Below are 26140 nucleotides of genomic sequence, written 5' to 3'. Positions count from 1 at the left end.
TCACGACTCCCGGCTCACCCACGTCCCGCCCCTCCTCGGAGAACTCCACCGCGGAGAGCCCCACCCTGGAGGCCTCCGTGCAGGACGGGTCTGCGCAGCATGGCTCCGCCCCGCGCGCGCACCCGCTGGCTCCGTCGTGGCTGACCGCCCGCCGGGACACCGATGACCTCGAGGCCGCGCTGCTTCCGGCCGACGCGCACCGCGACGCCGAGGGCCGCCTGGTCATCGGCGGAGTCGACGTGGAGACCCTCGCCGCCCAGCACGGCACTCCGCTCTATGTGCTCTCCGAGGCGGACTTCCGCGCCCGAGCCCGCAGCTTCCGCGAGGCTTTCAGTGCCGCCTTCGCCCCAGAGGCTGAGGTGGATGTGTTCTACGCCGGCAAGGCCTTCCTGAGCACCCATGTGGCTGGCTGGGCCGTGCAGGAGGGCCTCTGCGTGGACACTGCCTCCGGCGGCGAGCTCGCCCTCGCCCTGGCCGGCGGGGTCCCGCCGGAGAAGATAGGCCTGCACGGGAACAACAAGTCCGACGCCGAGATCCAGCGCGCCCTGGACGCCGGGATCGGGCGGATCATCGCCGATTCCCTGGATGAGCTGGAACGGATCTCCAGGCTCGCCGTGGCAGCCGGCACCCGCGCCCCGGTCATGCTGCGGCTGACTCCCGGCGTGCACGCCTCCACCCACGAATACATCGCCACCGCGCACGAGGATCAGAAGTTCGGCCTCTCGCTGACCCCGAGCGCCGGTGCGCCCAGCACGGACGCAGACGGCACCCCCTCGACACCAGCCAACCCCTACCTCGGGTCACCGGCCTGGACCGCGGCCTCGCGCGCCCTCCAGCTCCCCGGCGTCGAGCTGCGCGGCCTGCACGCCCATATCGGCTCGCAGATCTTCGAACCCGCCGGTTTCGAGCTGGCGGCGCAGAAGCTCATCACCTTCCTGGCCAGTCTGCATTCGGCCTACGGCGTGGAGCTGCCAGAGCTCGACCTCGGCGGCGGCCACGGGATCGCCTACACCGAGGCCGACACCCCGCGGCACCCCGAATCCATCGCGGCCGCGCTGGCCGCCACGGTCAAGCAGGCCTGCGCGGAGCACGCGCTGCGCGTGCCGCGGATCTCGATCGAGCCCGGCCGAGCGATCGTCGGACCTGCCGGGGTCACGCTGTACCGGGTCGGCGTGCAGAAGGACGTCCAGGTCGACGCGCCCGACGGCAGCACCACCTCCAGGCGCTACGTGGCCGTGGACGGCGGCATGAGCGACAACGCCCGCGGCGTCCTCTACGACGCGGACTATTCTGCGGTGCTGGCCTCACGCCGGGTGACCGGAGACCATGCGCTGTCTCGCATCGTGGGCAAACACTGCGAGTCCGGCGACATCGTCGTGCGAAACGTATACTTGCCGACGGCGACGGCCCGGGATGATCTCCTTGCCGTTCCCGCCACCGGCGCGTACTGCCACTCGCTGTCGAGCAACTACAACTACCTGACTCGACCCGCGGTGGTCGCCGTCGCAGACGGCGCCTCCCAGGTGCTCATCCGCCGAGAGACCGAGCAGGAGATGCTCGGGCGCGACACCGGCTTTGCCGCAGGCTGACACACAGCGCGCGCGCAGCGCCGGAAACCGAACAGGCACAAGGGATTGAGGTCATGATGTCCGCAGCAAAGAGCACCGCCGAGCCGCTGAAGATCGGCCTGCTCGGCGCCGGCAACGTCGGCGCCCAGGTCGCACGCACTCTGGTCGAGGGCCGGGCGCTGATCTCTTCGCGCGTGGGGGCCCCGGTCAAGCTGATCGGCGTCGCCGTGCGCGACGTCGAGGCCCCGCGTGACTGGAAGATCCCCGGCGAGCTGCTGACCACCGACGCCGAGGCGCTGGTGGACGAGGCCGACCTGATCATCGAACTGATGGGCGGGATCGAGCCCGCCGGCACCCTGGTGGAGCGCGCCCTGCGCGCCGGCACCGCCGTGGTGACCGGGAACAAGGCGCTGCTCGCGGTCCAGGGCGGCAAGCTCAGCCAGGCCGCCGCCGAGTCCGGGGCGCTGCTGCGCTTCGAAGCCGCGGTCGGCGGTGCCATCCCGATCCTGCGCCCGATCCAGGAGTCGCTCTCCGGTGACCGGATCACCAAGGTGATGGGCATCGTCAACGGCACCACCAACTACATCCTGGACCAGATGGACTCCACCGGCGCCGCGTTCTACGACGCGCTGCTCGAGGCTCAGCGGCTCGGGTATGCCGAGGCCGACCCGACCGCCGACGTCGAGGGCCACGACGCCGCCGCCAAGGCAGCGATCCTCGGTGCGCTGGCGTTCCACGCGCCCTTCGACATCCATGACGTCTACTGCGAGGGCATCTCCTCGGTCACTGCCGAGGACATCGAGGCCGCGGCAGCCTCCGGGTACGTGATCAAGCTGCTGGCGATCGTGGAGAAGAACGATGACGGCGCCATCCTGCGCGTCCACCCCACCCTGCTGCCCCGCACCCACCCGCTGGCCAGTGTCCGCGGCGCCTTCAACGCGGTCTTCGTGGTCGCCGAGAATGCTGGAGAGCTCATGTTCTACGGCCAGGGCGCCGGCGGGCTGCCGACCTCCTCGGCCATCATGGGCGATGTGGTCTCCGTGGCGCGCCGGCTGCACAGCGGCCCGGAGCACCCCGGGACCACCGACACCAGCAGCGACTCCCAGTCCGTCCGCGCGCTCCCGGTGGATGAGGCCCACACCCAGTACTACATTGATATGGAAGTCGCTGATCGTGAGGGTGTCATCGCCGAGGTCGCCCGCGTGCTGGCCGATCATCACGTCTCCATCGAGTCGATGCGACAGCCCGGCAGCGTCTCCAGCGACGGCGAGGTGGACACCGAGGCGGCCCGGGAGCGCGGCGCCGTCGTGCAGATCGTGACCCACCTGGCCAAGGAGAAGGACCTCTCCGACACCGTGTCCACACTGCGGGCCCTGGACGTGGTCAAGTCAGTGAACTCGGTGCTGCGCGTTGAGGTCGAGCAGTAGCCCTGGGCCCATCCCCGCCCGAGCAGATCCCACCCGCTTGACGATGAAGGAGCACCCACCGTGGCGCACCAATGGCGCGGAGTCATCCGTGAATACGCAGACCGACTCCCCGTGGAGCAGACCACCGAGGTCATCACCCTGGGAGAGGGCGGCACCCCGCTGGTCTACGCCCCGGCGCTCTCCGAGCTGGTCTCCGGCACGGTCTACCTGAAGGTCGAGGGGATGAACCCCACCGGATCCTTCAAAGACCGCGGCATGACGATGGCGATCACCGCCGCGGTGGCCGAAGGCGCCAAGGCCGTGGTCTGCGCCTCCACCGGCAACACCTCCGCCTCCGCCGCGGCCTACGCGACCCAGGCCGGACTGACCTGTGCGGTGTTGGTGCCGGCGGGGAAGATCGCGATGGGCAAGCTCTCCCAGGCGGTCGCCCACGGGGCCGAGCTGATTCAGGTGGACGGCAACTTCGACGGCTGCCTCGACATCGCTCGCAAGCTCTCCGAGAACTACCCGGTGTTCCTGGTGAACTCGGTGAATCCGGCACGCATCGAAGGCCAGAAGACCGGCGCCTTCGAGGTCGTGGACGCACTCGGCGACGCGCCGGACTACCACCTGCTCCCGGTGGGCAACGCCGGGAACATCACCGCGTACTGGAAGGGTTACCAGGAGTATTCCCGGCCCTGGACCAACCCCTACGAGGGTGCCGACGGCGCGGAGCTCGCCCCGGTGTCCAGCCACACCCCGATCATGTGGGGCTTCCAGGCAGAGGGCGCAGCGCCCATCGTCATGGGTCACCCGGTGACCGAGCCGGAGACGGTCGCGACGGCCATCCGGATCGGCAATCCGGCCTCCTGGGAGAAGGCGGAGGCTGCTCGCGACCAGTCCGCGGGAGTCATCGAGTCGGTGACCGATCAGGAGATCCTCACCGCGCACCGCTGGCTTTCCGCGAAGGAGGGCGTCTTCGTGGAACCCGCCTCGGCCGCCGGCGTCGCCGGACTGATCAAGAAGCACTCTGCCGGCGAGGTCCCTGCGGATAAGACGATCGTCATCACGGTGACCGGTCACGGTCTGAAGGACCCCGACTGGGCGCTGAAGAACGCCGACGGCTCCGACGTCACCCCGACCATGGTCCCGCAGGACGTCGAGACCGTGGCCCGGCAGCTGGGGCTCTGATCCTCGTGAGCGGGCAGTCCAGCATGCATAAACTCGGTCAGGGCCTCGCCCCGGAGCAGGCCCTGGCCCCTTCGGCGGCCACTCCGCCGTCGGCGGGGAACGCGGCTGGGAATCACGAGTCGCCTCAGCTGCGCGAGCCGCTGAGCGCGCCGATGTCCTTCCACCTCAGGGTGCCCGCCACGTCGGCGAATCTCGGCCCGGGCTACGACAGCATGGGCCTGGCCCTGGGACTCTTCGATGAGATCACCGTCCATGCCGCCCCGCGGCGCGGTGCGCAGGCCCAGGTGCAGATCACCGTGGAGGGCGAGGGCTCCGAGACGCTGCCCCGTGACGCCTCCCATCTGGTGGTCACCCTGGTCGAGAAGATCCTCAACGCCAAAGGCTTCAGCCTCCCGGACCTTGAGGTCCGCGCGGTCAACAACATTCCGCACAGCCGCGGACTCGGCTCCTCAGCCGCCGCGGTCGCCTCCGCGGTGATGACCGCGGACACGTTGCTGCCAGAGGGCTTGAGCGAGGACGAGAAGCTGCAGATCGGTTCCCGGATCGAGGGCCACCCGGACAACTACGTACCGGCGCTGCGCGGGGGAGTGGCGATCTCCTGGCAGGACGCCCCGAACGCGCTGTCCTCCGGGTCAGAGGTGCGCAGATCCACCCTCGACACCGGCGACGGGGCGTTCCGCACCGCACCGCTGCTTCCGCACCCGCGGCTGCGCACCGTCGTGGCCGTGCCGAACTTCGAGCAGTCCACCCAGGTGGCGCGCGATCTGCTCCCGGCGCAGATCGATCACTCCGCCGCCGCGCAGAACTCTGCGCGCGCCGCGCTGCTGGTCCACGCCCTGACCAGCGCACCGGAGCTGCTGCTCGACGCCACCGAAGACGCGTTGCACCAGCAGCAGCGCCGTCCCGCCTTCCCCGGATCCATGGCCCTGGTGGACGGGCTCCGGGCCGCCGGGTTCGCCGCCGTGATCTCCGGCGCAGGACCCTCAGTGCTGGTGCTTGCCGATTCCGACGCCCAGGCCAGCGCCGCGGCGCAGCGTATCTCCGCGCTCGGCGGTCCCGACGCGCAGGGTCACGTGTTCACCCCCTCAATCCTGCCGATCGCCGGCTCTGGTGTTACAGTGGAGGCACATCAGCGTTGACGGCGTGCTGCGCACGCTCGCTCTGCCGGGCCGGTCGAATCGGCCTCTAAGAGATCACCATGATGTTCCTTCGCGCAAGCCGCGCTTTTTTCCTGAGCGCTGGACGGTGCCGATTCCTCGACAGAGCGATCCGGCAGCGACCTGCGATGATCCCACTCCCCGCCGGGGACGCGGACCGTGCAAGAAATCTCCCTGATGCTGGATGCGCGAAGAAACAGTAATAAGCCAACGGACTTCTGACGCTCCGTTGAAGACACCGCAGGACGGCGCATCCGCCGGGCCTGCCTGACGAGGGGGAAGGAACCTTCGTGACAGAAACCACCGCTGAGACCACTGCGACTCAGAGCCCTGAGAAGGCCGAGTCCGCTGCACCTGAGCCCAAGAGCTCCGGGCTGGCCGGTCTGAAGCTCGCTCAGCTGCAGGCGCTTGCCTCCCAGCTGGGCATCACCGGAAGCTCGCGGATGCGCAAATCTGCCCTGGTGGAGGCCATCTCCTCGCACCAGCGTGGTGGCGCCGTCGCCGAGCGGGACAAGCAGCAGGACAAGGCGGCCGCCGAAGGTCGCCAGAACGACGCCGCCAAGGGCGGCAGCGACCAGCAGGGCGCCGGCTCCGAGGAGCCCGCCGCGAACCGCCCGAACCGCCGCCGGTCCAAGGCCGAGCCCAAAGCCGAGCCCAAGGCGAGCGAGTCCGTCGCAGAGCAGAACGGCTCCAGCACCGAGGTCGCCGAGAACGCCCAGAGCAGCGGCACCTCGCGCGGGGAGAATTCACGCGAGAACGCGCCCACCGAAGGCGGCGGCAACGATCGCCGCAGTGGACAGCAGAACCGTGATCAGCAGAACAGTGATCAGCAGAACAACGATCAGCAGGCTGGCGAGAGCAGCAGCGCCGAGGACGGCGATTCCCAGCCCCGCGGACGCAACCGCAACCGGCGCAACCGCAATCGCGAGGACAACGGCGGCCAGCAGCAGAACACCGCGCAGGCCGAGGCCCAGCAGGCGGATGCGCAGCCGTCGAACTCCCAGTCAGGCTCCAACGAGCAGACTCAGGACCAGAGCCAGGAGAACGGCCAGCGCAACGACGGCGAAGGCCGCGGAAGGCGCAATCGAGACAACAGCGGCCGTGACGGTGGCCGCGGAGGCCGCGAGAGCAACCGCAACGAGAACAGCCGCAACGACGGCGGGCGCGACAGCAGCCGCAACGACGGCGGCCGCGAGAGCAGCCGCAACGACCGCAACGACGGTGGGCGCGACAGCAGCCGCAACGACCGAAACGACGGTGGGCGCGACAGCAGTCGCAACGATCGCAACGACGGTGGGCGCGACAGCAGCCGCAACGAGAACAGCCGCAACGATCGCAACGACGGCGGGCGCGAGAGCAACCGCAACGAGGGTGGACGCGACGAGGAGCGCCGCAACCGGCGCAGCCGCAATCGCAACGACCGCAATGACCGGGGCGATCGCACTGACCGCAATGACCGGGGTGATCGCAACAACCGCCGTCGCGGCCGCGATCCCGAGGTCGATGACACCGAGGTCACCGAGGACGACGTCCTGGTGCCGGTGGCAGGCATCCTGGACGTGCTCGACAACTACGCCTTCGTGCGGACCTCGGGCTACCTCTCCGGACCCAACGACGTCTACGTGTCCCTGGCCCAGGTCAAGCGGCACAACCTGCGCAAGGGCGACGCCGTTCACGGCCACATCCGCGCTCCTCGCGAAGGTGAGAACCCGCAGAAGCGGGCGAAGTTCAACGCGCTGGTGAAGCTCGACGCCGTCAACGGCCGGCCCTCCGAGGCCAACACCGACCGGGTGGAGTTCAGCAAGCTGGTCCCGCTGTACCCGCAGGATCGTCTGCGCCTGGAGGGTGACGCCAAGGACATCGCACCTCGCGTGATCGACCTGATCGCCCCGATCGGCAAGGGTCAGCGCGGCCTGATCGTCTCCCCGCCCAAGGCCGGCAAGACGATCATCCTGCAGGCCCTGGCGAAGGCGATCAAGATCAACAACCCTGAGGTTCACCTCATGATGGTCCTGGTCGACGAGCGCCCCGAGGAAGTCACCGACATGCAGCGCACGGTCGACGGCGAGGTCATCGCCTCGACCTTCGACCGCCCGGCCGAGGACCACACCACCGTGGCCGAGCTGGCCATCGAACGCGCGAAGCGTCTCGTGGAGCTGGGCAAGGACGTCGTCGTGCTGCTGGACTCCATGACCCGACTGGGCCGTGCCTACAACACCGCGGCCCCGGCTTCAGGCCGGATCCTCTCCGGCGGCGTCGATGCCAATGCGCTCTACCCGCCGAAGCGCTTCTTCGGCGCGGCGCGCAACATCGAGAACGGTGGTTCGCTGACCATCCTCGCCACCGCGCTGGTGGAGACCGGCTCCAAGATGGACGAGGTCATCTTCGAGGAGTTCAAGGGCACCGGCAACATGGAGCTGCGCCTGTCCCGCCGACTGGCGGACAAGCGGATCTTCCCCGCCGTGAACGTGAACGAGTCCTCCACCCGTCGTGAGGAGAACCTCCTCTCGCCGGAGGAGGTCAAGATCATGTGGAAGCTGCGTCGCGTGCTCTCCGGACTCGAGCAGGAGCAGGGTCTCGAGCTGCTGATCAACAAGCTCAAGGCGACCCAGTCCAACGCCGAGTTCCTGATGCTTGCATCGAAGACCACGCTCGGAGACAAAGGCAACTAGCCGCAGCAACAGCTGAAGCCCGGGGAGAGCGCCGCTCTCCCCGGGCTTCGCCTGTAACAGCCCGGTGCGCCCGCGCTGCGTTCGCGCGCCAGCCCAGGAAACGAGAGAGAATCCAGTCATGGACGAAGAGATCAACGCCCGGATGTTCGACTCCGTATCGACGCTGCTCGCCGAGCACGCGGAGCTCCAGGAGCAGCTCGCCGATCCACAGGTCCACGCCGACCAGTCCCTGGCGCGTCGGCTGGGGCGCCGCTACGCGCAGCTCAACGGTGTGGCCGAGGCGCACAAGACGTGGAAACAGCTCAGCGAGGACCTGGTGACCACGCAGGAGCTCGCCGAAGAGGACTCCGAGTTCGCCGCCGAGATCCCCGCGCTCACGGCTGCGCGCGAGGAGGCCGCCGCGAAGCTGCTGCGCATGCTCATCCCACGCGATGAGAACGATGTGCGCAACGTGATCATCGAGATCAAGGGTGGTGCCGGCGGCGATGAGGCGGCGCTCTTCGCCGGGGACCTGCTGCGCATGTACACCCGCTACTCCGAGGCTCGGGGCTGGAAGACCGAGATCATCTCCTCGACCCCCTCAGATCTGGGGGGCTATAAGGATGTACAGATGGCGATCAAGTCCTCCACCAATGACCCTGCCCAGGGCGTCTACGCCCACCTGAAGTTCGAAGGCGGGGTGCACCGGGTCCAGCGGGTGCCCGAAACCGAGTCCCAGGGCCGGATCCACACCTCGGCGGCCGGAGTGCTGGTCCTGCCCGAGGTCGATGAGCCCGAGGAGCTGGAGCTGAGCCAGAACGACCTCAAGATCGACGTCTACCGCTCCTCCGGGCCCGGCGGGCAGAGCGTGAACACCACCGACTCCGCGGTACGCATCACCCACCTGCCCACCGGGATCGTGGTGGCGATGCAGAACGAGAAGTCCCAGCTGCAGAACAAGGAGGCCGCGATGCGGGTGCTGCGCTCCCGGATCCTGGCCCACCAGCAGGAACAGATCGACGCCGACAACGCCCAGGTGCGCAAGTCCCAGGTCCGCACCATGGACCGCTCCGAGCGCATCCGCACCTACAACTACCCGGAGAACCGGATCGTGGATCACCGCAGCGGGTACAAGGCCTACAACCTCGACACCGTGATCAACGGAGACCTGGAGGCCGTGATCCAGTCCTGCGTCGAGCTCGACGAGCAGGAGCGCCTCGCGGCGCTCAACGACAACCAGGCCTGAGCCCGATGCCCGCACACCATCCCGCCCCAGCCGAGCCTGCACACCAGGCAGCTGAGCCCTCGGCGAATCAGGCAGCTGAGCAGCCGGCGAATCAGCCGGCCAATCAGCCAGCGGACCAGCTGCTGGACCAGGCCGCAGCCCGGCTCGGCGCCGCAGGCGTGCCCAGCCCTCGGGTCGATGCTGAGATCCTTGCGGCCCACGTGCTCGGCGTCCCGCGCGGTCGTCTCGCCGCCATGGCCGTGGCGGGCAGCGCGGTCACCGCCGAGCAGGCCGAGAAGCTCACCGACCTGGTCGCCGAGCGCGCCGATCGGGTGCCGCTGCAGCACCTCACCGGACTGGCCCCGTTCCGGCACCTCGAGCTGCGCGTGGGCCCCGGAGTCTTCATCCCGCGCCCCGAGACCGAACAGGTCGCCCAGGTGGCCTTGGATCAGCTCGCACTCATGGCCGCCCAGCGTCCCGCCTCCTGGCGGCCCCGGGTGATCGACCTCGGCACCGGATCCGGTGCCCTGGCCGCCGCCATCGCCGCCGAGCATCCCTCCGCCGAGGTCCACGCCGTGGAACTCTCGGCCCAGGCGGTGGCCTGGGCCGAGCTGAACCTCGTCCCGCTCGGCGTGGCCCTGCACCAGCGGGACCTGCGCGAGGTGCCCGAAGAGTGGGAGTCCAGCTTCGACCTCGTCGTCTCCAACCCGCCCTATATCCCGGCCGGGATGGTGCCGCGCGAGGAGGAGGTGCGGGTCCATGATCCGGAGCTGGCGCTCTACGGCGGGGGAGCCGACGGACTCACCATGCCCCATGCGGTGATCGCCGCCGCCAAACGGCTGCTGGTGCCGGGCGGCTGGTTCATCCTGGAACACGCCGAGTCCCAGGCTTCGGTGCTCGCCGAGCACTGCCGCGCCGACGAGTCACTGACACAGGTCAGCACCCACCAAGACCTCACCGGACGAGACCGCGCCACCAGCGCGGTCACCGGCGCTGCCGCTGACGCAGGCCCGTGGCTGAGCAAGATCCAGCTCTCGGCGTGGAAGAATGGCGCGCGTGAGCCAGACAGTCGACTGCACCGACCCCGCCTCCCGCGCCGAGGGCATCTCTGCGGCGCAGGACGCGCTCTCCCGCGGCGAAACGGTGGTCCTGCCCACCGACACGGTCTACGGGATCGGCGCCGACGCGTTTTCGCCGCAGGCCGTCGCGGTGCTGCTGGCCGCCAAGGGACGCAGCCGCGCCATGCCGCCGCCGGTGCTGATCGGGCGCCCCGAGATCATGGACGCCCTGGCCATCGATGTTCCCGAGGAGGCCCGGGCCCTGGCGCAGGCCTTCTGGCCGGGTCCGATGACGCTGATCCTGCATGCCCAGCCCTCGCTGCGCTGGGACCTGGGGGAGACCCGCGGCACCGTGGCGCTGCGCATGCCCGCCGATGATCTCGCCCTGGACCTGCTCGGCGCGACCGGACCGCTGGCCGTCTCCTCGGCCAACCGCACCGGCATGCCCGCCGCGACCACCGTCGCGCAGGCCCAGCAGATGCTCGCGGAATCCGTCTCGGTCTACCTCGACGACGGCGACCGCGGCTCCTCCGAGGCCTCGACCATCATCGACGCCACCGTGACCCCGCTGCGCGTGGTGCGCCCCGGGGCGCTGCCGCTCGCCGAGCTGCAGGCCGTGGTCGCCAGCCTGGCGCCCGAAGCCCCGTCTGAGGCAGAGGCCTCCGAAGCTCCGGCTGAGGCAGAGGCCTCTGAAGCCCCGCCTGAGGCAGAGGCGCCCGACACGCACTCATGATCTATTTCCTGGCAGTCCTCGCCGTCTCGATGGTGGTGACCTATCTGCTCACCCCCGCGGTGCGAAGCATCGCGCTGAAGCTGGGCATCTACACCCCCATCCGGGAACGCGATGTGCACAGCCAGATCAAGCCGCGCTGGGGCGGGGTGGCGATGTTCCTCGGGATGGTCGTCGGCCTCGCCGCGGCCTCCACGATTCCCTACCTCAGCGGGATCTTCGCCGATCTGACCCCGGTGCGCGGCGTGTTCGCGGCGATGGTGGTGATCCTGCTGGTCGGCATGGCCGACGACACCTGGGACATCCCGTGGATGCTCAAGCTCGGCGGACAGGTCGGGGCTGCCGTCATCCTGGTGCTCCATGGGATCCAGCTCGAGGTCATGCCGGTGGGCTGGCTCGGGGTGGGTGGTCCGCTGGTCCAGTCGCTGCTGACCGTCTTCGTGGTGGTGCTCACCATCAACGCCTTCAACTTCATCGACGGCCTCGACGGGTTGGCCGCCGGGGTCGCCGCGCTCGGCGGCGCCGCCTTCTTCATCTACAGCTACCTGTTGACGCTCTCCATCAACGCCTTCGACGCCTCGAACCTGGTGACCCTGCTGATGGCGGTGCTGGTGGGCTCCTGCCTGGGGTTCCTGCCGCACAACTTCTACCCCTCCAAGATCATCATGGGCGACACCGGGGCGATGCTGCTGGGACTGGTCATGGCTGCCGGGGCCCTCGCGGTGACCGCCGACGTCGGCCAGCTCGCCGAGGGCTTCAGATTCCGTAACATCCCGGCGTACATGCCGATCCTGCTGCCGCTGGCGGTGACCCTGCTTCCCCTGCTGGACCTGGCGATGGCGGTGGTCCGGCGCACCGCGCGCGGGTCCTCGCCGTTCACCCCGGATCGCGGGCACCTGCACCACAAGCTGGTCGACGGCGGCTACTCCCACCCGCAGGCGGTGCTGCTGCTCTACCTCTGGTCGGCGCTGTTCGCCTTCGGGGCTGTGTCCTTCAACTTCCTGCCCTGGTGGCTGGTCACCTCGGGCATGCTGCTGAGCCTGGGCGCCGCGGTGGTGCTCACGCTGGGGCCCTGGCTTCGGCGTCGTGCGCTGCGAGTCAACCGTGCCGCCGCCCAACGGGCACTGCGGCACCGGCTGGGCGGCTGAGCCAGCCCCTGGACCTGGCCGTGAGTGGGGTGGGACTGCCCCGCGCCAGTGTTGCCCGGCAGTGCCGGGGGTCGTTGTTCTGGTAAGCTTTCGGTGACTTCCCACACTAGTTCCGTGTGTTCTCACACCTGCGTGGGGGAGTTGCCCGTGGACCGTCTTCGGAAGTCTTTCTCGTAGACCGGCGGACCACATACAAGGCGAGACGGAGTTGATCCGGCTTCCGATGCCCGGGGTAGTAACCCACTGACGGACACCGCAGAGAGGACCAGCGTTGCATTCGCTTGCGCCCATGGCCACCAATGAAGGTGGATTCCAGCCGCCCACGATTTCTGAGACGCACCTTCCGGAGATCTTTCCCTGGATGGCGGAGTGGGGGACTGGCTTCGGCAAGAACATGCTGATGGTCATCCTCTCGGTCATCGTCATCTCCTGGTTCTTCATGTGGGCGATCCGGAAGCAGTCCCTGGTTCCATCCCGCACCCAGTTCATCGCGGAGTCCGGCTATGGATTCGTCCGGCACACCCTGGGGCGCGACATCCTCGGTGAGAAGCACTTCCGGCAGTGGATCCCGCTGCTCTTCGCGGTGTTCTTCTTCGTGCTGGTCAACAACATCTTCGGCGCCATCCCGGGCCTGCAGCTGCCGACCTTCTCCCACGCCGGCCCCGCCTACGCGCTGGCCGGAATCATCTGGATCGCCTGGATCGTGCTGGGCTTCAGGACCCACGGGCCGAAATTCATCAAGCTCATGACGGTGCCCTCGGGCGTGCCGAAGTGGCTGCTGCCGCTGCTGGTGGTCCTGGAGTTCCTCTCGAACTTCATCATCCGTCCGCTCACGCACTCGCTGCGTCTGATGGCCGTGATGCTCGCCGGTCACATCATCGTGATGCTCGCCGGCTCCGGCGTCGAGTTCCTCGTCGCCCAGCAGGGCGGTCTGGACGGCTACGGCCTCGGCGCGCTGATCCTGGTGGGCTCCATCCCGCTGTACTTCCTGGAGCTCATCATGATGGTCCTGCAGGCCTTCGTCTTCGCCCTGCTGACAGCGATCTACATCCAGGGCTCCATCGAGGCTGACGCCCACTGATTTTCCTCTATGCGGTTCGGATGACCTGAGACGGACACCGAGTCGCAGCGGCGGACCGGCAGACGCCGGTGAGCCTGACATTGAACCGTCCGCGTGGTACGCACGCCGGACTCGTACAGAAAGTGAGCAACACATATGGACGGCACTCTGAACATGGTCGGTATGGGTCTCGCAGGCTTCGGCGCTGCACTGGCCATCGGCATGATCTTCTCGGCCTACCTCAACGGTGTGGCCCGCCAGCCCGAGGCGCAGCGCGTGCTGCAGCCCATCGCCATCCTCGGCTTCGCGCTGGCGGAGGCGGTCTTCATCCTTGCCATCGTCTTCGCCTTCGTGCTCTGACGCTGGTTCGATTCTTCTGGGACGGGCACCGGAGCTCCGGGCCCTCTGAGATCGTCAGACTACTGAAAAAAGGGTGAACACATGATCAGTGCATCTCTGATCCAGGCGGCAGAAGGTGACGCCAACCCATTGCTTCCCAACCCCTGGGAAGCGCTGGTCGTAATACTCGGCTTCCTGGTGCTGCTCTATGTCGTCAAGAAATGGATCGCGCCGGCATTCGAGAAGGCCTATCAGACCCGCATCGAGGCCATCGAAGGTGGACTCAACGAGGCGGAGAAGGCCAAGTCTGAAGCCGAGGCCATGAAGGCTGAGTACGAGAAGAACCTCGGGGATGCCCGCGCTGAGGCGAGCCGGATGCGCGAGGAAGCTCGCGCCGAGGGTGCGCAGATCGTCGCCGAGCACAAGGAGAAGGCCGCCGTGGAGGCAGCCCGCATCACCGAACAGGCCCAGCAGCAGATCGCCGCAGAACGGGCATCGGCCGCACATTCGCTCAAGGCTGAGGTCGGGTCGCTGGCCACACAGCTTGCGAGCCGGATCGTCGGCGAGGCGCTCGAGGACGACACCCGCTCCCAGCGAGTGGTGGATCGCTTCCTCGCCGACCTCGACGCTGATCAGTCAGCTCAGGCTGGCCAGACAGGAGCAGCACAGTAATGGCAGCGGTGACCACCGAATCCCTGGCAGCCGTGCAGCAGGAGCTCGCGCCGTCATTGGCGCAGGCCGACCTCGAGGTCGCCCGCGAGCTCTTCGCTGTACTGGATGTCCTCGATTCCTCGGCAGGGCTGCGCCGCAGCCTCACCGACCCCTCCCGTGATCCGCAGGATCGGGTGGCGATGGCGCGCAGCCTCTTCGGCGCGAAGGTCAAGGCCACGACGACGGAAGTCCTCGATGCCCTGGTCTCACGACGCTGGAGCAAGGAGCGCGATCTCGGCGATGCCGTCGAGGTCCTCGCCGTCGTAGTGGTGGTGGTGCAGGCCGAGCGTGAGGGCCTGGCAGGACTCGAGAAGCTGGAGACCGCGCTGCTGGACTTCCGGCGGACCGTGGCCTCCTCGCACCAGGTGCAGCGTGCGCTGACCGACGCCCAGGCAACCGGCGAAGCCAAGCAGAAGCTCGGTGCGCAGCTCTCACCGGGAGCCAGCGCCGAGGCGCGGTTGCTCATCGATCGCGCCGTGACGGCGCCGCGCGGGCTTCGTCCCTCGCAGCTCGTCGAGCGCTTCACCGAGCAGATCGCAGCACGCCAGCAGCGCTGGATCGCACTGGTCACCGTCGCCAAGGAGCTGGACCCCAGCTATATGCAGCGGCTCGGGGCAAGCCTGGACCGTTACTTCGGTCGAGAGCTCAAGCTCGACGTCGTGCTCGACCCGGCCGTGGTCGGCGGCATCCGTGTCCAGGTCGGAGATGAGGTGGTCGACTCAACGGTGGCCACCAAGCTCAATGACCTGAACCGGAGACTGGCCAGCTAGTCTTCTTCAGACTGGCTCAACACATACGTGAATCTTTGAACCACCCGGCCGCAGACTGCGGCCATGACTGAGGAGAGCAGGGACTGCAGATGGCCGACTTGACCATCAACGCCGACGACGTCCGCAACGCCTTGAACGATTTCGCCGCATCCTACGATCCCGGCAGCGCAGAGCGCGTCGAGGTCGGACGCGTGATCTCCGCGGCTGACGGCATCGCTCGTGTCGAGGGACTTCCCTCGACCATGGCAAACGAACTTCTTCGCTTCGAAGACGGCACTCTGGGCCTGGCCCAGAACCTCGACACCCGAGAGATCGGCGTCGTGATCCTCGGCGAGTTCTCCGGCATCGAGGAGGGCCAGGAGGTCACCCGCACCGGCGAGGTCCTCTCGGTCCCGGTCGGTGACGAGTTCCTGGGTCGCGTGGTCGACCCGCTGGGCACGCCCATCGACGACAAGGGCGACATCACCCCGGAGGGTCGCCGTCCGATGGAGCTTCAGGCTCCCTCGGTGGTGCAGCGCAAATCCGTGCACGAGCCGCTGCAGACCGGCATCAAGGCCATCGACGCCATGATCCCGATCGGCCGCGGCCAGCGTCAGCTGATCATCGGTGACCGCCAGACCGGCAAGACCGCGATCGCCATCGACGCCATCCTGAACCAGAAGGCGAACTGGGAATCCGGCGATGTCGCCAAGCAGGTCCGCTGTGTCTACGTCGCTGTGGGCCAGAAGGCCTCCACCATCGCTGCCGTGCGGCAGACCCTGGAGGAGCGCGGCGCGCTGGAGTACACCACCATCGTGGCGTCCCCGGCCTCAGACCCCGCCGGTTATAAGTACCTGGCGCCGTTCGCCGGCTCGGCCATCGGCCAGCACTGGATGTACGGCGGCAAGCACGTGCTGATCGTCTTTGATGACCTCTCCAAGCAGGCTGAGGCCTACCGCGCGGTCTCGTTGCTGCTGCGTCGCCCACCGGGCCGCGAAGCCTACCCCGGCGACGTGTTCTACCTGCACTCCCGTCTGCTCGAGCGTTGTGCCAAGCTCTCCGACGAGCTCGGCGCCGGTTCGATGACCGGACTGCCGCTGGTGGAGACCAAGGCCAACGACGTCTCGGCCTACATCCCGACCAACGTCATCTCGATCACCGACGGTCAGATCTTCCTGCAGTCGGACCTGTTCAACGCCAACCAGCGTCCGGCAGTCGACGTGGGCATCTCGGTGTCCCGCGTCGGTGGTGCCGCGCAGCTCAAGGCCATGAAGAAGGTCTCGGGCACGCTGAAGCTGGACCTGGCGCAGTACCGCGACATGCAGGCCTTCGCGATGTTCGCCTCGGACCTGGACCCCGCCACCCGCCAGCAGCTGGTGCGCGGCGAGCGACAGACCGAGCTGCTCAAGCAGGCGCAGTACACGCCGTACCCGATCGAGGACCAGGTCGCATCGATCTGGACCGGCGCCCAGGGTCACCTGGACGATGTCGAGACCGCTGACATCAAGCGCTTCGAGACGGACTGGCTGGACTACCTGCGTCGCAAGACCAACGTGCTGACCAACATCGCCGCCTCCGGCAAGCTGGAGGACGACACCGTCAGCGCGCTCAAGGACGCCATGGTCGCGTTCAAGAAGGAATTCCACGCCGAGGGTGCTTCGTCCATCGTGGGCAACGAGCAGACCGACGCGATGTCCGCCGACGAGATCAGCCAGGAAGAGATTCCCGCCCGCAGCTGAGGTTTTCACCCCCGCTGAGCAGAATCACTTGCTGGACGACATCAGGGAAGGACAAGCATGGGAGCCCAGATTCGGGTCTACCGCCAGAAGATCGCATCGACCTCGTCGATGAAGAAGATCTTCAAGGCGATGGAGCTGATCGCGACGTCTCGCATCGGCAAAGCACGCAGCCGTGCGCGGGCAGCCTCGCCATACGCAGATGCCATCACACGTGCGGTCTCCGCCGTGGCCTCGCAGAACGACATCGATCATGTGCTGACCACAAAGGTGGAGAACCCCACCCGCGCGGCAGTGCTGATCCTCACCAGCGACCGCGGACTCGCCGGCGCCTACTCCACGAATGTGCTCAAGCGGGGCGAAGCCCTGACCAAGCGCCTTCGGGAGGACGGCAAGGAGATCCGCCCCTACCTCTATGGACGCAAGGCGCAGGCGTTCTACGACTTCCGTGAGCGGGAGTATGACCAGGTATGGACCGGAAACACCGACGCCCCCGAGGTGGACCGTGCTCAGGAGATCGGCCGCACACTGGTCGATCGCTTCCTGCAGCCCACCGAGGAGGGTGGCGTGGACGAGCTGTACCTCGTCTACACCGAGTTCCAGTCCATGGTGAAGCAGGAGCCGGTGGTGCGACGTCTGTTGCCGCTGGCCTTCGTGGAGCAGGATGCGGACGCCAAGCACGAGCCCACCCCGCTGTACGACTTCGAGCCCGCCGCCGAAGAGGTCCTCGATGCGCTGCTCCCGCGGTACATCGAGTCCAAGATCTTCGCGGCGATGCTGGAGGCCTCGGCATCGGAGCTCGCAGCTCGCCAGCGGGCGATGAAGTCCGCTGCCGACAATGCGGACGACCTCATCAAGAAGTACACCCTGTTGCGCAACAACGCTCGCCAGGCCGAGATCACCCAGGAGCTCAGCGAGCTCATCGCGGGTGCCGACGCTCTGGCCGCGAGCTAGCCCACGGGTACTCCCGCAGGCCAACAACAGACGTTTTGACATCATCCAAGATCAAGTGAAGTGAGAGAGATGACTGCCACCACTGCAGAGCAGAGCTCCGGAGGAGCCGGTCAGCCGGGTGCGACTGGTCGCATCGCCCGGGTGATCGGTCCGGTCGTGGACATTGAGTTCCCCGCCGACTCCATCCCATCGATGTACAACGCGCTCAACTCCGAGGTCACCCTCGGCGGCGTGACCCGCAAGATCACCTTCGAGGTCGCCGCGCACCTGGGTGACAACCTCATTCGCGCGATCTCGCTGCAGGCCACCGACGGCCTGGTGCGCGGCACCCCCGTGCACGACACCGGATCCGCGATCTCGGTGCCAGTGGGTGAGTCCGTGAAGGGACACATCTTCAACGTCCTGGGCGAGACCCTGGACATGCCGATCTCGGAGCTCGAGGTGACCGATCGCTGGCCGATCCACCGCCCGGCCCCGAACTTCGCCGCGCTCGAGGGTTCCACCGAGATGCTGGAGACCGGCATCAAGGTGATCGACCTGCTGACTCCCTACATCCAGGGTGGCAAGATCGGTCTCTTCGGTGGTGCCGGTGTCGGCAAGACCGTGCTGATCCAGGAGATGATCACCCGTGTGGCCCGCAACTTCGGCGGCACCTCGGTGTTCGCCGGTGTCGGTGAGCGCACCCGTGAGGGCAACGACCTCTGGGTGGAGATGGAAGAGGCCAACGTGCTGAAGGACACCGCACTGGTGTTCGGTCAGATGGATGAGCCGCCAGGCACGCGTCTGCGTGTGGCACTGAGCGCCCTGACCATGGCGGAGTACTTCCGCGATGTGCAGAACCAGGATGTGCTGCTCTTCATCGACAACATCTTCCGCTTCTCCCAGGCCGGCTCCGAGGTCTCCACGCTGCTCGGGCGCATGCCCTCGGCAGTGGGCTACCAGCCGAACCTCGCGGACGAGATGGGTGTGCTCCAGGAGCGCATCACCTCGACCCGCGGCCACTCGATCACCTCGATGCAGGCCGTCTACGTACCCGCCGATGACTACACCGACCCGGCGCCGGCGAACGTGTTCGCCCACCTGGATGCGACCACGGAGCTCTCCCGTGCGATCGCCTCGCGTGGTCTGTACCCGGCTGTGGACCCGCTGAGCTCGACCTCGCGCATCCTGGACCCGCAGTACGTGGGTCAGGAGCACTATGACACCGCGACTCGGGTGAAGCAGATCCTGCAGAAGAACAAGGAGCTGCAGGACATCATCGCGATCCTGGGCATCGACGAGCTCGGCGAAGAGGACAAGATCGTCGTCTCCCGTGCCCGCCGCATCGAGCAGTTCCTGTCGCAGAACACCTACACCGCCAAGCAGTTCACCGGTGTGGACGGCTCCACTGTTGCGATCAAGGACACCATCGAGGGCTTCAACGCCATCGCCAACGGCGATCTCGACCACATCCCGGAGCAGGCGTTCTACAACGTCGGCGGCCTCGATGATGTCGAGCGTCTCTACGCCGAGATCAAGAAGCGGGGCTGAGCATGGCCGAACTCGACGTCCAGGTGGTCGCCAGCGACCACGCCGTCTGGTCCGGTGCCGCGAAGTCGGTGCGCGGGCGCACCGTGGAGGGTGACATCGGCATCCTGCCGGGTCACACCCCGGTGCTCTCGCTGCTGGCCGAAGGTGACCTGGTCATCAACCCCGTCGAGGGCGCTCCGGTGCGGGCTCGGGTCAGTGGAGGATTCTTCTCCGTGGACTCCGATCAGGTGACCATCGTGGCGGACAAGGCCGAGCTCGACGAGAGCTGAGTCTTCCCACCGACTGATCCAACCGCATCACCAGGCGGGCCCCCGGACTCCTCACGGAGACCGGGGGCCCGCCTGTCTGTGGGCCGCGGGTCCAGCGTCCACGCCGGGCCTGAGCCGATCGGGCTGCGATAGATTGGCCCGAACCACCCCTGTCACACCGCCTAGAACGTCCGCAGCCTCGGGAGCATGTCATGCGTGAGCTCGTCTACTACATCGCCACCAGCATCGACGGCTTCATCGCGGACCCGGCGGGGGACTTCTCCAGCTTCCCGCTGGATCCACAAACCTTGGAGGCGCTCTTCGAGCTCTATCCCGAGACCTGCCCGGTGCACGCACGGGAGGCTCTGGGTGTCACGGCGGAGCCTCGCCGCTTCGACACGGTCCTGATGGGCCGACGCACCTATCAGCCCGCGGTGGATGCCGGGCTGGTCGGTGGTGCGTATCCGCACCTTCGTCAGATCCTGGCAGCGCATCGCGCGCCGGCGCAGGCGCCGGGCGTCGAGGTGATCCACGGGGATCTGGCCTCCCAGGTGCGCGAGCTCAAGGCCGAACCCGGCAGGGACATCTGGCTCTGCGGGGGAGCTGAGCTCGCGGGGCAGCTCCTCGGCGAGATCGACGAGGTTCAGCTGAAGATCAACCCGCTGGTGCTCGGCGCCGGCATCCCGCTGTTCAGAGCAGAGGCCATGGCACACACCTTCCACCCCGCAGGTCTCGAGTCGCTGCCCGGAGGGGTCACGCTCGCGACGTTTCGCGCCGCAGGCGTCGCCGGAAGCCCGCTCGAGAGCGGCAGCGGAAGCGGCACCGAAAGCGGCACCGAGAGCGGCACCGAAAGCGGCGACGGAAAACGCGCCGGTTAGCGGCTAGAAGAGTCGCGAATCGGCGTCGTCGACCCCGCGCATCGCGTCGTAGTCCAGCACCAGGCAGCGGATGCCGCGATCCTCGGCCAGTGTGCGAGCCTGCGGCTTGATCTGCTGGGCGGCGAAGACCCCCTGCACCGGAGCCAGCAGCGGATCGCGGTTGAGCAGCTCCAGGTAGCGGGTGAGCTGCTCGACGCCGTCGATGTCACCGCGACGCTTGAGCTCCACGGCCACACTGCCCTGCGGCCCGCGGGCGAGCAGGTCCACCGGGCCGATCGGCGTCGGATGCTCCCGGCGGATCAGTCGGTGCCCGGCGCCCAGGAGCTCGATCTGCTCGGCGAGCAGCCTCTGCAGGTCGGACTCCACGCCGTCCTTGACCAGACCTGGGTCCACGCCGAGGTCGTGGGAGACGTCCTCGTGGACCTCGCTGATCAGGATGCGCAGCGTGTCATCGCTCTTGGTCGCCGAGACCGTCCAGACCTCGGTGATCCCGGCTTCGCGCTGCTGCGCGTCGGGCTCGGTGACCCGCATCGTGGCCGGCGGGGACATCCAGTTCAGCGGCTTATAGGAGCCGCCGTCGGAATGGATGAGCACGCCGCCGTCGGCCTTGACCATGAGCAGGCGCGTGGCCTGGGCCAGGTGGGCGTTGAGCCGTCCGGAATATGACACTGAGCAGGTCGCAATTACCAATCGCACGGTGCCTGATCCTACCCGGTCATCGCACTCCGGCCGCACGTGCAGCGCAAGGAGCGGTCGCGGTGGTGCGGGAGGAGTCCCGATCACCTGGAACAATGGGACCCATGGCCAAGTCTGCGAAGGGACCCGGAAGGCGCGCGTCGAAATGGCAGCGCGAGCACCGGCCGCTGTCCACCGGGGTCTTCGGTCACGGAGCATTCTCCACGGGGACGGTGCGCCGCCGGGACGGGGAGTACCACGTGCGCCATATCTCCGCCTCCGCTGCGCAGAAGAGCTACACCTGCCCGGGATGCCAGCTCCCGGTGCCCGCCGGCACCGCCCACGTAGTGGCCTGGCGTGCGGATTCGATCTTCGGCGATGAACACGCCGCCGCCGAGCGGCGCCACTGGCACAGTCACTGCTGGCGGATCGGCTGACGCCAGGCCTGCCAGGAAGCCCGACGCGGGCTAGCGCGCGTCCTGCCGGCGGATGAGCACCTCTCGGGTCAGCAGCATCACGGCGGCCGCGGTCGGGATGGCCATCAGGGCGCCGAGCACGCCGAGCAGCGTGCCGCCGGCGATCACCGAGATCACGACGACGGCGGCGGGGATCCGCACGGCACGCGCCATGATGCGCGGGGAGACGAAGTACGCCTCCACCTGCAGGTACACGAAATAGATGCCGGCGAACGTCGCCGCGGTCTGCCAGTCCACCGTGAGCGCGACCAGTGTGACCAGGGTGCCGCCGGTGACCGGGCCGACCAGGGGGATGAAGGCCAGCACCCCGGCGACCACCGCGAAGAGCACGCCGAACGGCACACCGGCGATGCTGATCGCGATGAACGCGACGATCCCGTTGAGCAGCGCCACCCCGGCCTGGCCGATCACGTAGTGGCCGACCCCGTCCAGGATCCGGTCCCCGAGGTGCTGGACCCGGTCGCGCTTGGACCGCGGCGCCAACCGATAGGCCCAGGCGGTCATCACCGGCAAGGAGGCCAGGAAATAGATCGCAAGGACGAACACCACCAGTGTGCCCAGACCGGTGGTCAGGATCGCGGTCCCGACGCCGAACAGCCCGCCGAGAGCATTGGTGATGTTCATCGGGTCAGAGATGAACCGGTTGACCTCGGTGTCGATGATCTGCTGGATCTGGAACTCATCTTCGATGCTCTGGAACCACTGCGAGCTGGAGATGTTCTCGACCAGCACCGGCAGTGAACGCACGAAGGTGGCGGTCTGCTCGGTGACCATCGGGGCCAGGGCCGCGATGAAGGTGGCGACGACGGCGAGGAACCCGGTGATCGTGACCGCCACGCCCGCGGGCCGCGGCAGACCGGCCCGTTCCAGGCTGCGCACCACCGGATCAAGGCCAATGGCGATGAACAGCGAGGCGGTGATCCACACCAGCAGCTGCGTATTGGCCTGAGCCACGAAGAACACCATCAGCGCCAGGCCGACGCCGAGGGCGAGCATGAATCCGGTGTAGATCGGGCGTGAGGTGGAGGTTGCGGCCGTCTGCGGGTCCCCGGCGGAGACCGGAGGCAGACCGTACTCATCGAATTCGGGCGGGGTTCCCGAGGACCTGGCCGCGCGGGCCGAACGCATCGTCCGGACGCTGTTCTGCACGGCCCGCAGACCTCGTCCAGCGGGGACGCGGGCGAAGCGTCGACGGCGCGGAGCAGCGGGGCCAGTCTGCTCGTCGCTGCCCGGCGGGACCTGGGACTCCCGCTGATGAGGATTCGGCTCGGACTCTGTCACGGGGTCAGCTTAGCCACGCCCCCGTCGCCGGACACCATCCCTCGGCGGGAAACCTTCCAGCCGACGCTCAGACTGTGATCTTATTGTTACGTTCGGTATCCTAGGGGGTTGAACCCTCGTCTCCCTCGATCAAGGACCTCTCACCCGTGCGTTTCCCCGCTTCCATCATCGCTTTCATCCTGGGTCTGCTCATGGCAGGCATCGGGGTGGGGCTGCTCACCGTCTGGGCCTCCGATGAGGTCCCCACCGCGCAGAGCGAGGAGGTTCAGGACGCCCCGCTGACCGTGATCAGCGACGACCTGATCGACCCGGAGGCCGAGCGCGAAGAGTTCACCATCAATGCCGAGGGCGAGTACACCATCGCCCTGGCGCGCACCCAGGACATCGAAGCCTGGGTGGGTGACGCGGCCCATGTGACCATCGGCGCGGTGCGTCAGGGTGAAGAGGACGCTCCTGCCACCATCGAGACGGAGTTCACCGAGGGTGAGACCACGGTGCCGGATCCGAGCGGCTCTGATCTCTGGGCCGCCACGGAGACCACCCAGGGTGATCTGCGCTACCGCTGGAGCGCCCCCGATGACACCGGCGAGTGGAGCCTGCTGATCTTCCGCGACGGCGAGGAGCCCGCGCCCAGCGCGGTCACGGTCGAGCTTCCGGAGGAGGAGGAGGAGAGCCTGCTCGGCACGACGCTGATCGTGCTCGGCGCACTGGTGATCCTGGTGGGCATCTTCCTGCTCTATCGAGCACTGGCCGCCCGACGCCGCGATTCCACCACCCCCGTCGGCGCGCCCGGTGCCTCTGCCACCCCCGTCGGCGCGCCCGGTGCCTCCGCCACCGCCGTGAGTGCCACGGAGACCTCCGCCGCCGGCGCGAGTGCTACGGACACCGCCGTCGTCACCGCCACCACCGAGGACGAGATGAATCAGACCGAAGGACACCCCAAGCGCCCCGATCGTGACGATCCGCAGCATGTCGATCCTGCCGAGGAAGAGCTGACCGGAACCCTTGGCTCGATCTCCGCCACCGAGAGCACCTACGATCCCGACGCGCTCCGCGAGGAAGACCCGACTGCGGCCGGAGCGGACGCTCGGGAGGCCGGAACCCCAGAGGATCCCGAGGCCACCGGCATCATCGCCCCGGTGGACGCCGAGACGGCTGAGGCCGAGGAGCCCGAGAACGGGACCGAGAACAGCACCGAGGACGGCACTGAAGAGGGCCGCACCTGGCGCAGCCGCTCGGTGGCGACCGCCGCGGCGTTCGCGCTGGCCCTGAGCCCGGCAGTGCTGGTGGCCGACGCGGAGAACCCCGCAGAGGACCCCGCCGAGGACGACTCTGCGCAGACCGAAGAGGTCGAAGCCGAAGAGGTGGAGGCCGAGGACGGCGAGGACGCCGGATACTCGGTGCTCCTGGAGTCCCAGCTGCAGGGGATCGTGGAGGACATCGCGGAGCAGGCGGCCGCCGCGGACGCCGAGTTCGACGCCGAGATGCTCGCCCCCCGCGTGTCCGGGAACGCCGCACAGGTCCGGGAGCTGACCTACCGCAACCATGAGATGGACGAGCAGGTCACCCCCGACGCGATCGGCACCGAGATCCTCAGCGCCGCCGTGACCTCCAGCACCGAGTTTCCCCGCCAGGCCGTGGTCATCACCCAGGAGGCCGAGGCTGAGATCCCACAGGTGCTTGTCATCGAACAGGAATCGCCCCGAGAGAACTATGCGCTCACCCAGGCAGTGCTGATGGTCCCGGGCACAGCGTTCCCGGCCATCTCCGCCGAAGACGGCGGCGTGGAGCCGGTGGACCCCGATGACGAGGTGGCCCGGTTCGCCGCGAACCATGCCATGGAGCGCGTCGCCGTGTTCATGAACAACCGCGAGTACTACTTCGGCATGAGCGTGGAGGAGAACGCCTATATCGAGGACCTGCAGGCGTACCAGGAAGAGCTCAACGAGAGCGCCGAGGACCTCAGCATCTCCTACACCCGGCCTTTCATCGGCGAGGGAAGCACCGCGCTGCGGCTGCCGGATGGTTCGGTCATCGCCGTGGGAAGCTTCGACTCCACCACGCAGCTGCGCCCGGAGGAAGATGCCTCGATCAATCTCAGCGGAGTCACCGCCGAGCTGGCGGGGACCGACTCCACCACCGAGGACGTGGACATCGTCAACCGTGAGTCGATGATCCTGCACATCCCGGCCGAGGAGGGCGAGCGGGTCGACGTGCTCGGAGTCCACGATATTGTGAACGAGGTCAACGTACTGGACTGATCTCCGCATCTGGAGATCGGTCCGCCGGACCAGCCTGATCGACGCCGACGTGCAAGGAGCGCTGCAGTGACAGATTCCGCCCAGGAGCCCCAGTCCCGACGGGTCGACGCCAGGGGAGCGGTGGACCTCTCCGGTCTCGCCTCCCAGGGCGCACCCGCTGCGCCCACACCCGCTGGACCAGCGGGCCAGAGTCCGACCGCTCAGGCCCAGGCCACGGCAGGCCCGTCAGCAGCGCCCAACAGCTGGGCGATCCAGGTGCAGCCGCAGCAGCTTCAGCAAGTGGTGGAGCTCTCCGGGCAGGCCCCGGTGATCGTGCTCATCCACGGTGCCGACGCTGCATCAGCGACGATGAAGACCACCCTGGAGGATCTCGTCGACGCCCAGCAGGGTCGCCTCCTGCTGGCGGAGATCGACTCCGCGGCGCACCCAGAGCTGGCCCAGAGCGCCGATCAGGTCCCGGTGGCCACCGCCTTCATCGGCGGACGTCCGGTCGGGGAGTTCGACGCCTCGGTGCCCGCCGATCAGCTCGCCCAGCTCGTGACGCAGATGGTGCAGATGGCGACGCAGAACGGGATGACGCAGAAGCTGCCGGCACAGTCCACCCGAGTCGTGGAGGGCCAGGAGCCTCCCGCTGAGCCTGAGCTGCCGCCCTTGCACCAGGCGGCGCTCGACGCCCTGGAGAACAGCGACTACGCCGCGGCCGCGACGGCCTACCAGCAGGCCATCAAGGAGAAGCCCGACGACGAGGACGCCAAGATCGGCCTGGCCCAGGTGAAGCTGCTGCAGCGCACCACCGGAGCCGATCTCGCCGCAGCCCGGCAGGCAGCGGCGGAGAACCCCGACGACATCGACGCACAGATCGCCGTCGCCGACCTCGACGTGCTGGGCGGCCATGTGGAGGACGGCTTCTCACGACTGGTCCGATTCATCCAGACCCACTTCGGTGACGATCGGGAGACCGCGCGCGCCCACCTGGTCGAGCTGTACTCCATCACGGGCGACACCGATCCCCGGGTCTCCGCCTCGCGCAAGCAGCTGGCGCGAGCGCTCTTCTAGAGCCCTGCATCCGGCGCAGCCCGGATGCCTCACGCCATGTCCTTCTCAGGGC

The 26140-nt window shown here is 67.9% G+C and carries 22 protein-coding genes and 1 pseudogene; 21 read left to right on the top strand and 2 right to left on the bottom strand.

Annotated features, from left to right (window positions below; translation table 11 throughout):
- Positions 1–77 precede the first annotated feature (77 nt).
- The 18 genes and pseudogenes from BG28_RS10590 to BG28_RS10505 all read left to right on the top strand — a co-directional run bounded on the left by BG28_RS10590 (position 78) and on the right by BG28_RS10505 (position 20339).
- Positions 78–1589: a diaminopimelate decarboxylase gene (locus BG28_RS10590; RefSeq protein WP_051501315.1), complete on the top strand. Its 1512-nt coding sequence runs from the start codon at positions 78–80 to the stop codon at positions 1587–1589.
- A gap of 56 nt (positions 1590–1645) precedes the next feature.
- A complete protein-coding gene (locus tag BG28_RS10585; RefSeq protein ID WP_036476461.1) occupies positions 1646–2995 on the top strand; it encodes a homoserine dehydrogenase in 1350 nt (449 codons plus the stop codon).
- Positions 2996–3055: 60 nt separating this feature from the next.
- Positions 3056–4165, top strand: coding sequence for a threonine synthase (gene thrC, locus BG28_RS10580; RefSeq protein ID WP_036476460.1), 1110 nt, complete (start codon positions 3056–3058; stop codon positions 4163–4165).
- Between the two features lie 23 nt (positions 4166–4188).
- On the top strand, positions 4189–5304 hold the full coding sequence (gene thrB / locus BG28_RS10575) for a homoserine kinase (protein ID WP_084479652.1): 1116 nt from the start codon (positions 4189–4191) through the stop codon (positions 5302–5304).
- 308 nt (positions 5305–5612) lie between these two features.
- Positions 5613–7994: a transcription termination factor Rho gene (gene rho / locus BG28_RS10570; RefSeq protein WP_036476459.1), complete on the top strand. Its 2382-nt coding sequence runs from the start codon at positions 5613–5615 to the stop codon at positions 7992–7994.
- 142 nt (positions 7995–8136) lie between these two features.
- Positions 8137–9219 carry a peptide chain release factor 1 gene (gene prfA, locus BG28_RS10565; RefSeq protein WP_036476579.1) on the top strand — a complete coding sequence of 361 codons (1083 nt, stop codon included), beginning with the start codon at positions 8137–8139 and terminating at the stop codon, positions 9217–9219.
- A gap of 5 nt (positions 9220–9224) precedes the next feature.
- Positions 9225–10175: pseudogene (prmC, locus tag BG28_RS10560) on the top strand (peptide chain release factor N(5)-glutamine methyltransferase); the annotation flags it as partial.
- Positions 10176–10245: 70 nt separating this feature from the next.
- On the top strand, positions 10246–10989 hold the full coding sequence (locus BG28_RS10555; RefSeq protein WP_036476457.1) for an L-threonylcarbamoyladenylate synthase: 744 nt from the start codon (positions 10246–10248) through the stop codon (positions 10987–10989).
- On the top strand, positions 10986–12134 hold the full coding sequence (locus BG28_RS10550) for an MraY family glycosyltransferase (protein WP_036476455.1): 1149 nt from the start codon (positions 10986–10988) through the stop codon (positions 12132–12134). Before BG28_RS10555 ends, BG28_RS10550 begins: the two co-directional genes overlap by 4 nt.
- Positions 12135–12423: 289 nt before the next feature.
- Positions 12424–13215: a F0F1 ATP synthase subunit A gene (atpB, locus tag BG28_RS10545; protein ID WP_084479650.1), complete on the top strand. Its 792-nt coding sequence runs from the start codon at positions 12424–12426 to the stop codon at positions 13213–13215.
- A 135-nt stretch (positions 13216–13350) separates the two neighbouring features.
- Entirely contained in the window at positions 13351–13554 is a 204-nt protein-coding gene (locus tag BG28_RS10540; protein WP_036476452.1) for an ATP synthase F0 subunit C, read from the top strand.
- An 81-nt stretch (positions 13555–13635) separates the two neighbouring features.
- Positions 13636–14205 carry a F0F1 ATP synthase subunit B gene (locus BG28_RS10535; protein ID WP_036476451.1) on the top strand — a complete coding sequence of 190 codons (570 nt, stop codon included), beginning with the start codon at positions 13636–13638 and terminating at the stop codon, positions 14203–14205.
- Positions 14205–15014 carry a F0F1 ATP synthase subunit delta gene (locus BG28_RS10530; protein WP_036476449.1) on the top strand — a complete coding sequence of 270 codons (810 nt, stop codon included), beginning with the start codon at positions 14205–14207 and terminating at the stop codon, positions 15012–15014. Before BG28_RS10535 ends, BG28_RS10530 begins: the two co-directional genes overlap by 1 nt.
- Before the next feature lie 89 nt (positions 15015–15103).
- On the top strand, positions 15104–16732 hold the full coding sequence (gene atpA, locus BG28_RS10525; protein WP_036476448.1) for a F0F1 ATP synthase subunit alpha: 1629 nt from the start codon (positions 15104–15106) through the stop codon (positions 16730–16732).
- A 57-nt stretch (positions 16733–16789) separates the two neighbouring features.
- Positions 16790–17683, top strand: coding sequence for a F0F1 ATP synthase subunit gamma (locus BG28_RS10520; RefSeq protein WP_036476446.1), 894 nt, complete (start codon positions 16790–16792; stop codon positions 17681–17683).
- A gap of 69 nt (positions 17684–17752) precedes the next feature.
- A complete protein-coding gene (gene atpD / locus BG28_RS10515; protein WP_036476444.1) occupies positions 17753–19213 on the top strand; it encodes a F0F1 ATP synthase subunit beta in 1461 nt (486 codons plus the stop codon).
- 2 nt (positions 19214–19215) lie between these two features.
- Positions 19216–19482: a F0F1 ATP synthase subunit epsilon gene (locus BG28_RS10510; RefSeq protein ID WP_036476443.1), complete on the top strand. Its 267-nt coding sequence runs from the start codon at positions 19216–19218 to the stop codon at positions 19480–19482.
- Positions 19483–19673: 191 nt separating this feature from the next.
- On the top strand, positions 19674–20339 hold the full coding sequence (locus BG28_RS10505) for a dihydrofolate reductase family protein (protein WP_084479649.1): 666 nt from the start codon (positions 19674–19676) through the stop codon (positions 20337–20339).
- 3 nt (positions 20340–20342) lie between these two features.
- On the opposite strand, the gene nucS is transcribed toward BG28_RS10505, so the two are convergent.
- On the bottom strand, positions 20343–21035 hold the full coding sequence (gene nucS, locus BG28_RS10500) for an endonuclease NucS (RefSeq protein ID WP_036476441.1): 693 nt from the start codon (positions 21033–21035) through the stop codon (positions 20343–20345).
- A 104-nt stretch (positions 21036–21139) separates the two neighbouring features.
- On the opposite strand from nucS, the gene BG28_RS10495 reads away from it, so the two are divergent.
- Entirely contained in the window at positions 21140–21451 is a 312-nt protein-coding gene (locus tag BG28_RS10495) for a hypothetical protein (RefSeq protein ID WP_036476440.1), read from the top strand.
- Positions 21452–21481: 30 nt separating this feature from the next.
- On the opposite strand, the gene BG28_RS10490 is transcribed toward BG28_RS10495, so the two are convergent.
- Positions 21482–22771, bottom strand: a complete 1290-nt coding sequence (locus tag BG28_RS10490) for an AI-2E family transporter (protein WP_235181071.1) — start codon at positions 22769–22771, stop codon at positions 21482–21484.
- A gap of 146 nt (positions 22772–22917) precedes the next feature.
- Between BG28_RS10490 and BG28_RS15700 the strand changes: the two genes are divergently transcribed.
- A complete protein-coding gene (locus BG28_RS15700) occupies positions 22918–25032 on the top strand; it encodes a hypothetical protein (RefSeq protein WP_051501313.1) in 2115 nt (704 codons plus the stop codon).
- A gap of 66 nt (positions 25033–25098) precedes the next feature.
- Entirely contained in the window at positions 25099–26088 is a 990-nt protein-coding gene (locus BG28_RS10480; protein WP_036476438.1) for a co-chaperone YbbN, read from the top strand.
- The last annotated feature ends 52 nt before the right edge of the window (positions 26089–26140 follow it).

Source organism: Nesterenkonia sp. AN1, from assembly GCF_000582475.1.
GTDB classification, from domain to species: domain Bacteria; phylum Actinomycetota; class Actinomycetes; order Actinomycetales; family Micrococcaceae; genus Nesterenkonia; species Nesterenkonia aurantiaca.
This window is presented reverse-complemented; position numbering and strand designations above follow the sequence as displayed.

Bases quoted from the DNA above. Each gene is read 5' to 3' on its own strand.
- prfA (WP_036476579.1), top strand. From the start codon at position 8,137: ATGTTCGACTCCGTATCGACGCTGCTCGCCGAGCACGCGGAGCTCCAG.
- BG28_RS10550 (WP_036476455.1), top strand. From the start codon at position 10,986: ATGATCTATTTCCTGGCAGTCCTCGCCGTCTCGATGGTGGTGACCTAT.
- BG28_RS10540 (WP_036476452.1), top strand. From the start codon at position 13,351: ATGGACGGCACTCTGAACATGGTCGGTATGGGTCTCGCAGGCTTCGGC.
- BG28_RS10535 (WP_036476451.1), top strand. From the start codon at position 13,636: ATGATCAGTGCATCTCTGATCCAGGCGGCAGAAGGTGACGCCAACCCA.
- thrB (WP_084479652.1), top strand. From the start codon at position 4,189: ATGCATAAACTCGGTCAGGGCCTCGCCCCGGAGCAGGCCCTGGCCCCT.
- BG28_RS10495 (WP_036476440.1), top strand. From the start codon at position 21,140: ATGGCCAAGTCTGCGAAGGGACCCGGAAGGCGCGCGTCGAAATGGCAG.
- BG28_RS10530 (WP_036476449.1), top strand. From the start codon at position 14,205: ATGGCAGCGGTGACCACCGAATCCCTGGCAGCCGTGCAGCAGGAGCTC.
- BG28_RS10585 (WP_036476461.1), top strand. From the start codon at position 1,646: ATGTCCGCAGCAAAGAGCACCGCCGAGCCGCTGAAGATCGGCCTGCTC.
- atpB (WP_084479650.1), top strand. From the start codon at position 12,424: ATGGCCACCAATGAAGGTGGATTCCAGCCGCCCACGATTTCTGAGACG.
- BG28_RS10505 (WP_084479649.1), top strand. From the start codon at position 19,674: ATGCGTGAGCTCGTCTACTACATCGCCACCAGCATCGACGGCTTCATC.
- BG28_RS10510 (WP_036476443.1), top strand. From the start codon at position 19,216: ATGGCCGAACTCGACGTCCAGGTGGTCGCCAGCGACCACGCCGTCTGG.
- atpD (WP_036476444.1), top strand. From the start codon at position 17,753: ATGACTGCCACCACTGCAGAGCAGAGCTCCGGAGGAGCCGGTCAGCCG.
- BG28_RS10555 (WP_036476457.1), top strand. From the start codon at position 10,246: ATGGCGCGCGTGAGCCAGACAGTCGACTGCACCGACCCCGCCTCCCGC.
- atpA (WP_036476448.1), top strand. From the start codon at position 15,104: ATGGCCGACTTGACCATCAACGCCGACGACGTCCGCAACGCCTTGAAC.
- BG28_RS10520 (WP_036476446.1), top strand. From the start codon at position 16,790: ATGGGAGCCCAGATTCGGGTCTACCGCCAGAAGATCGCATCGACCTCG.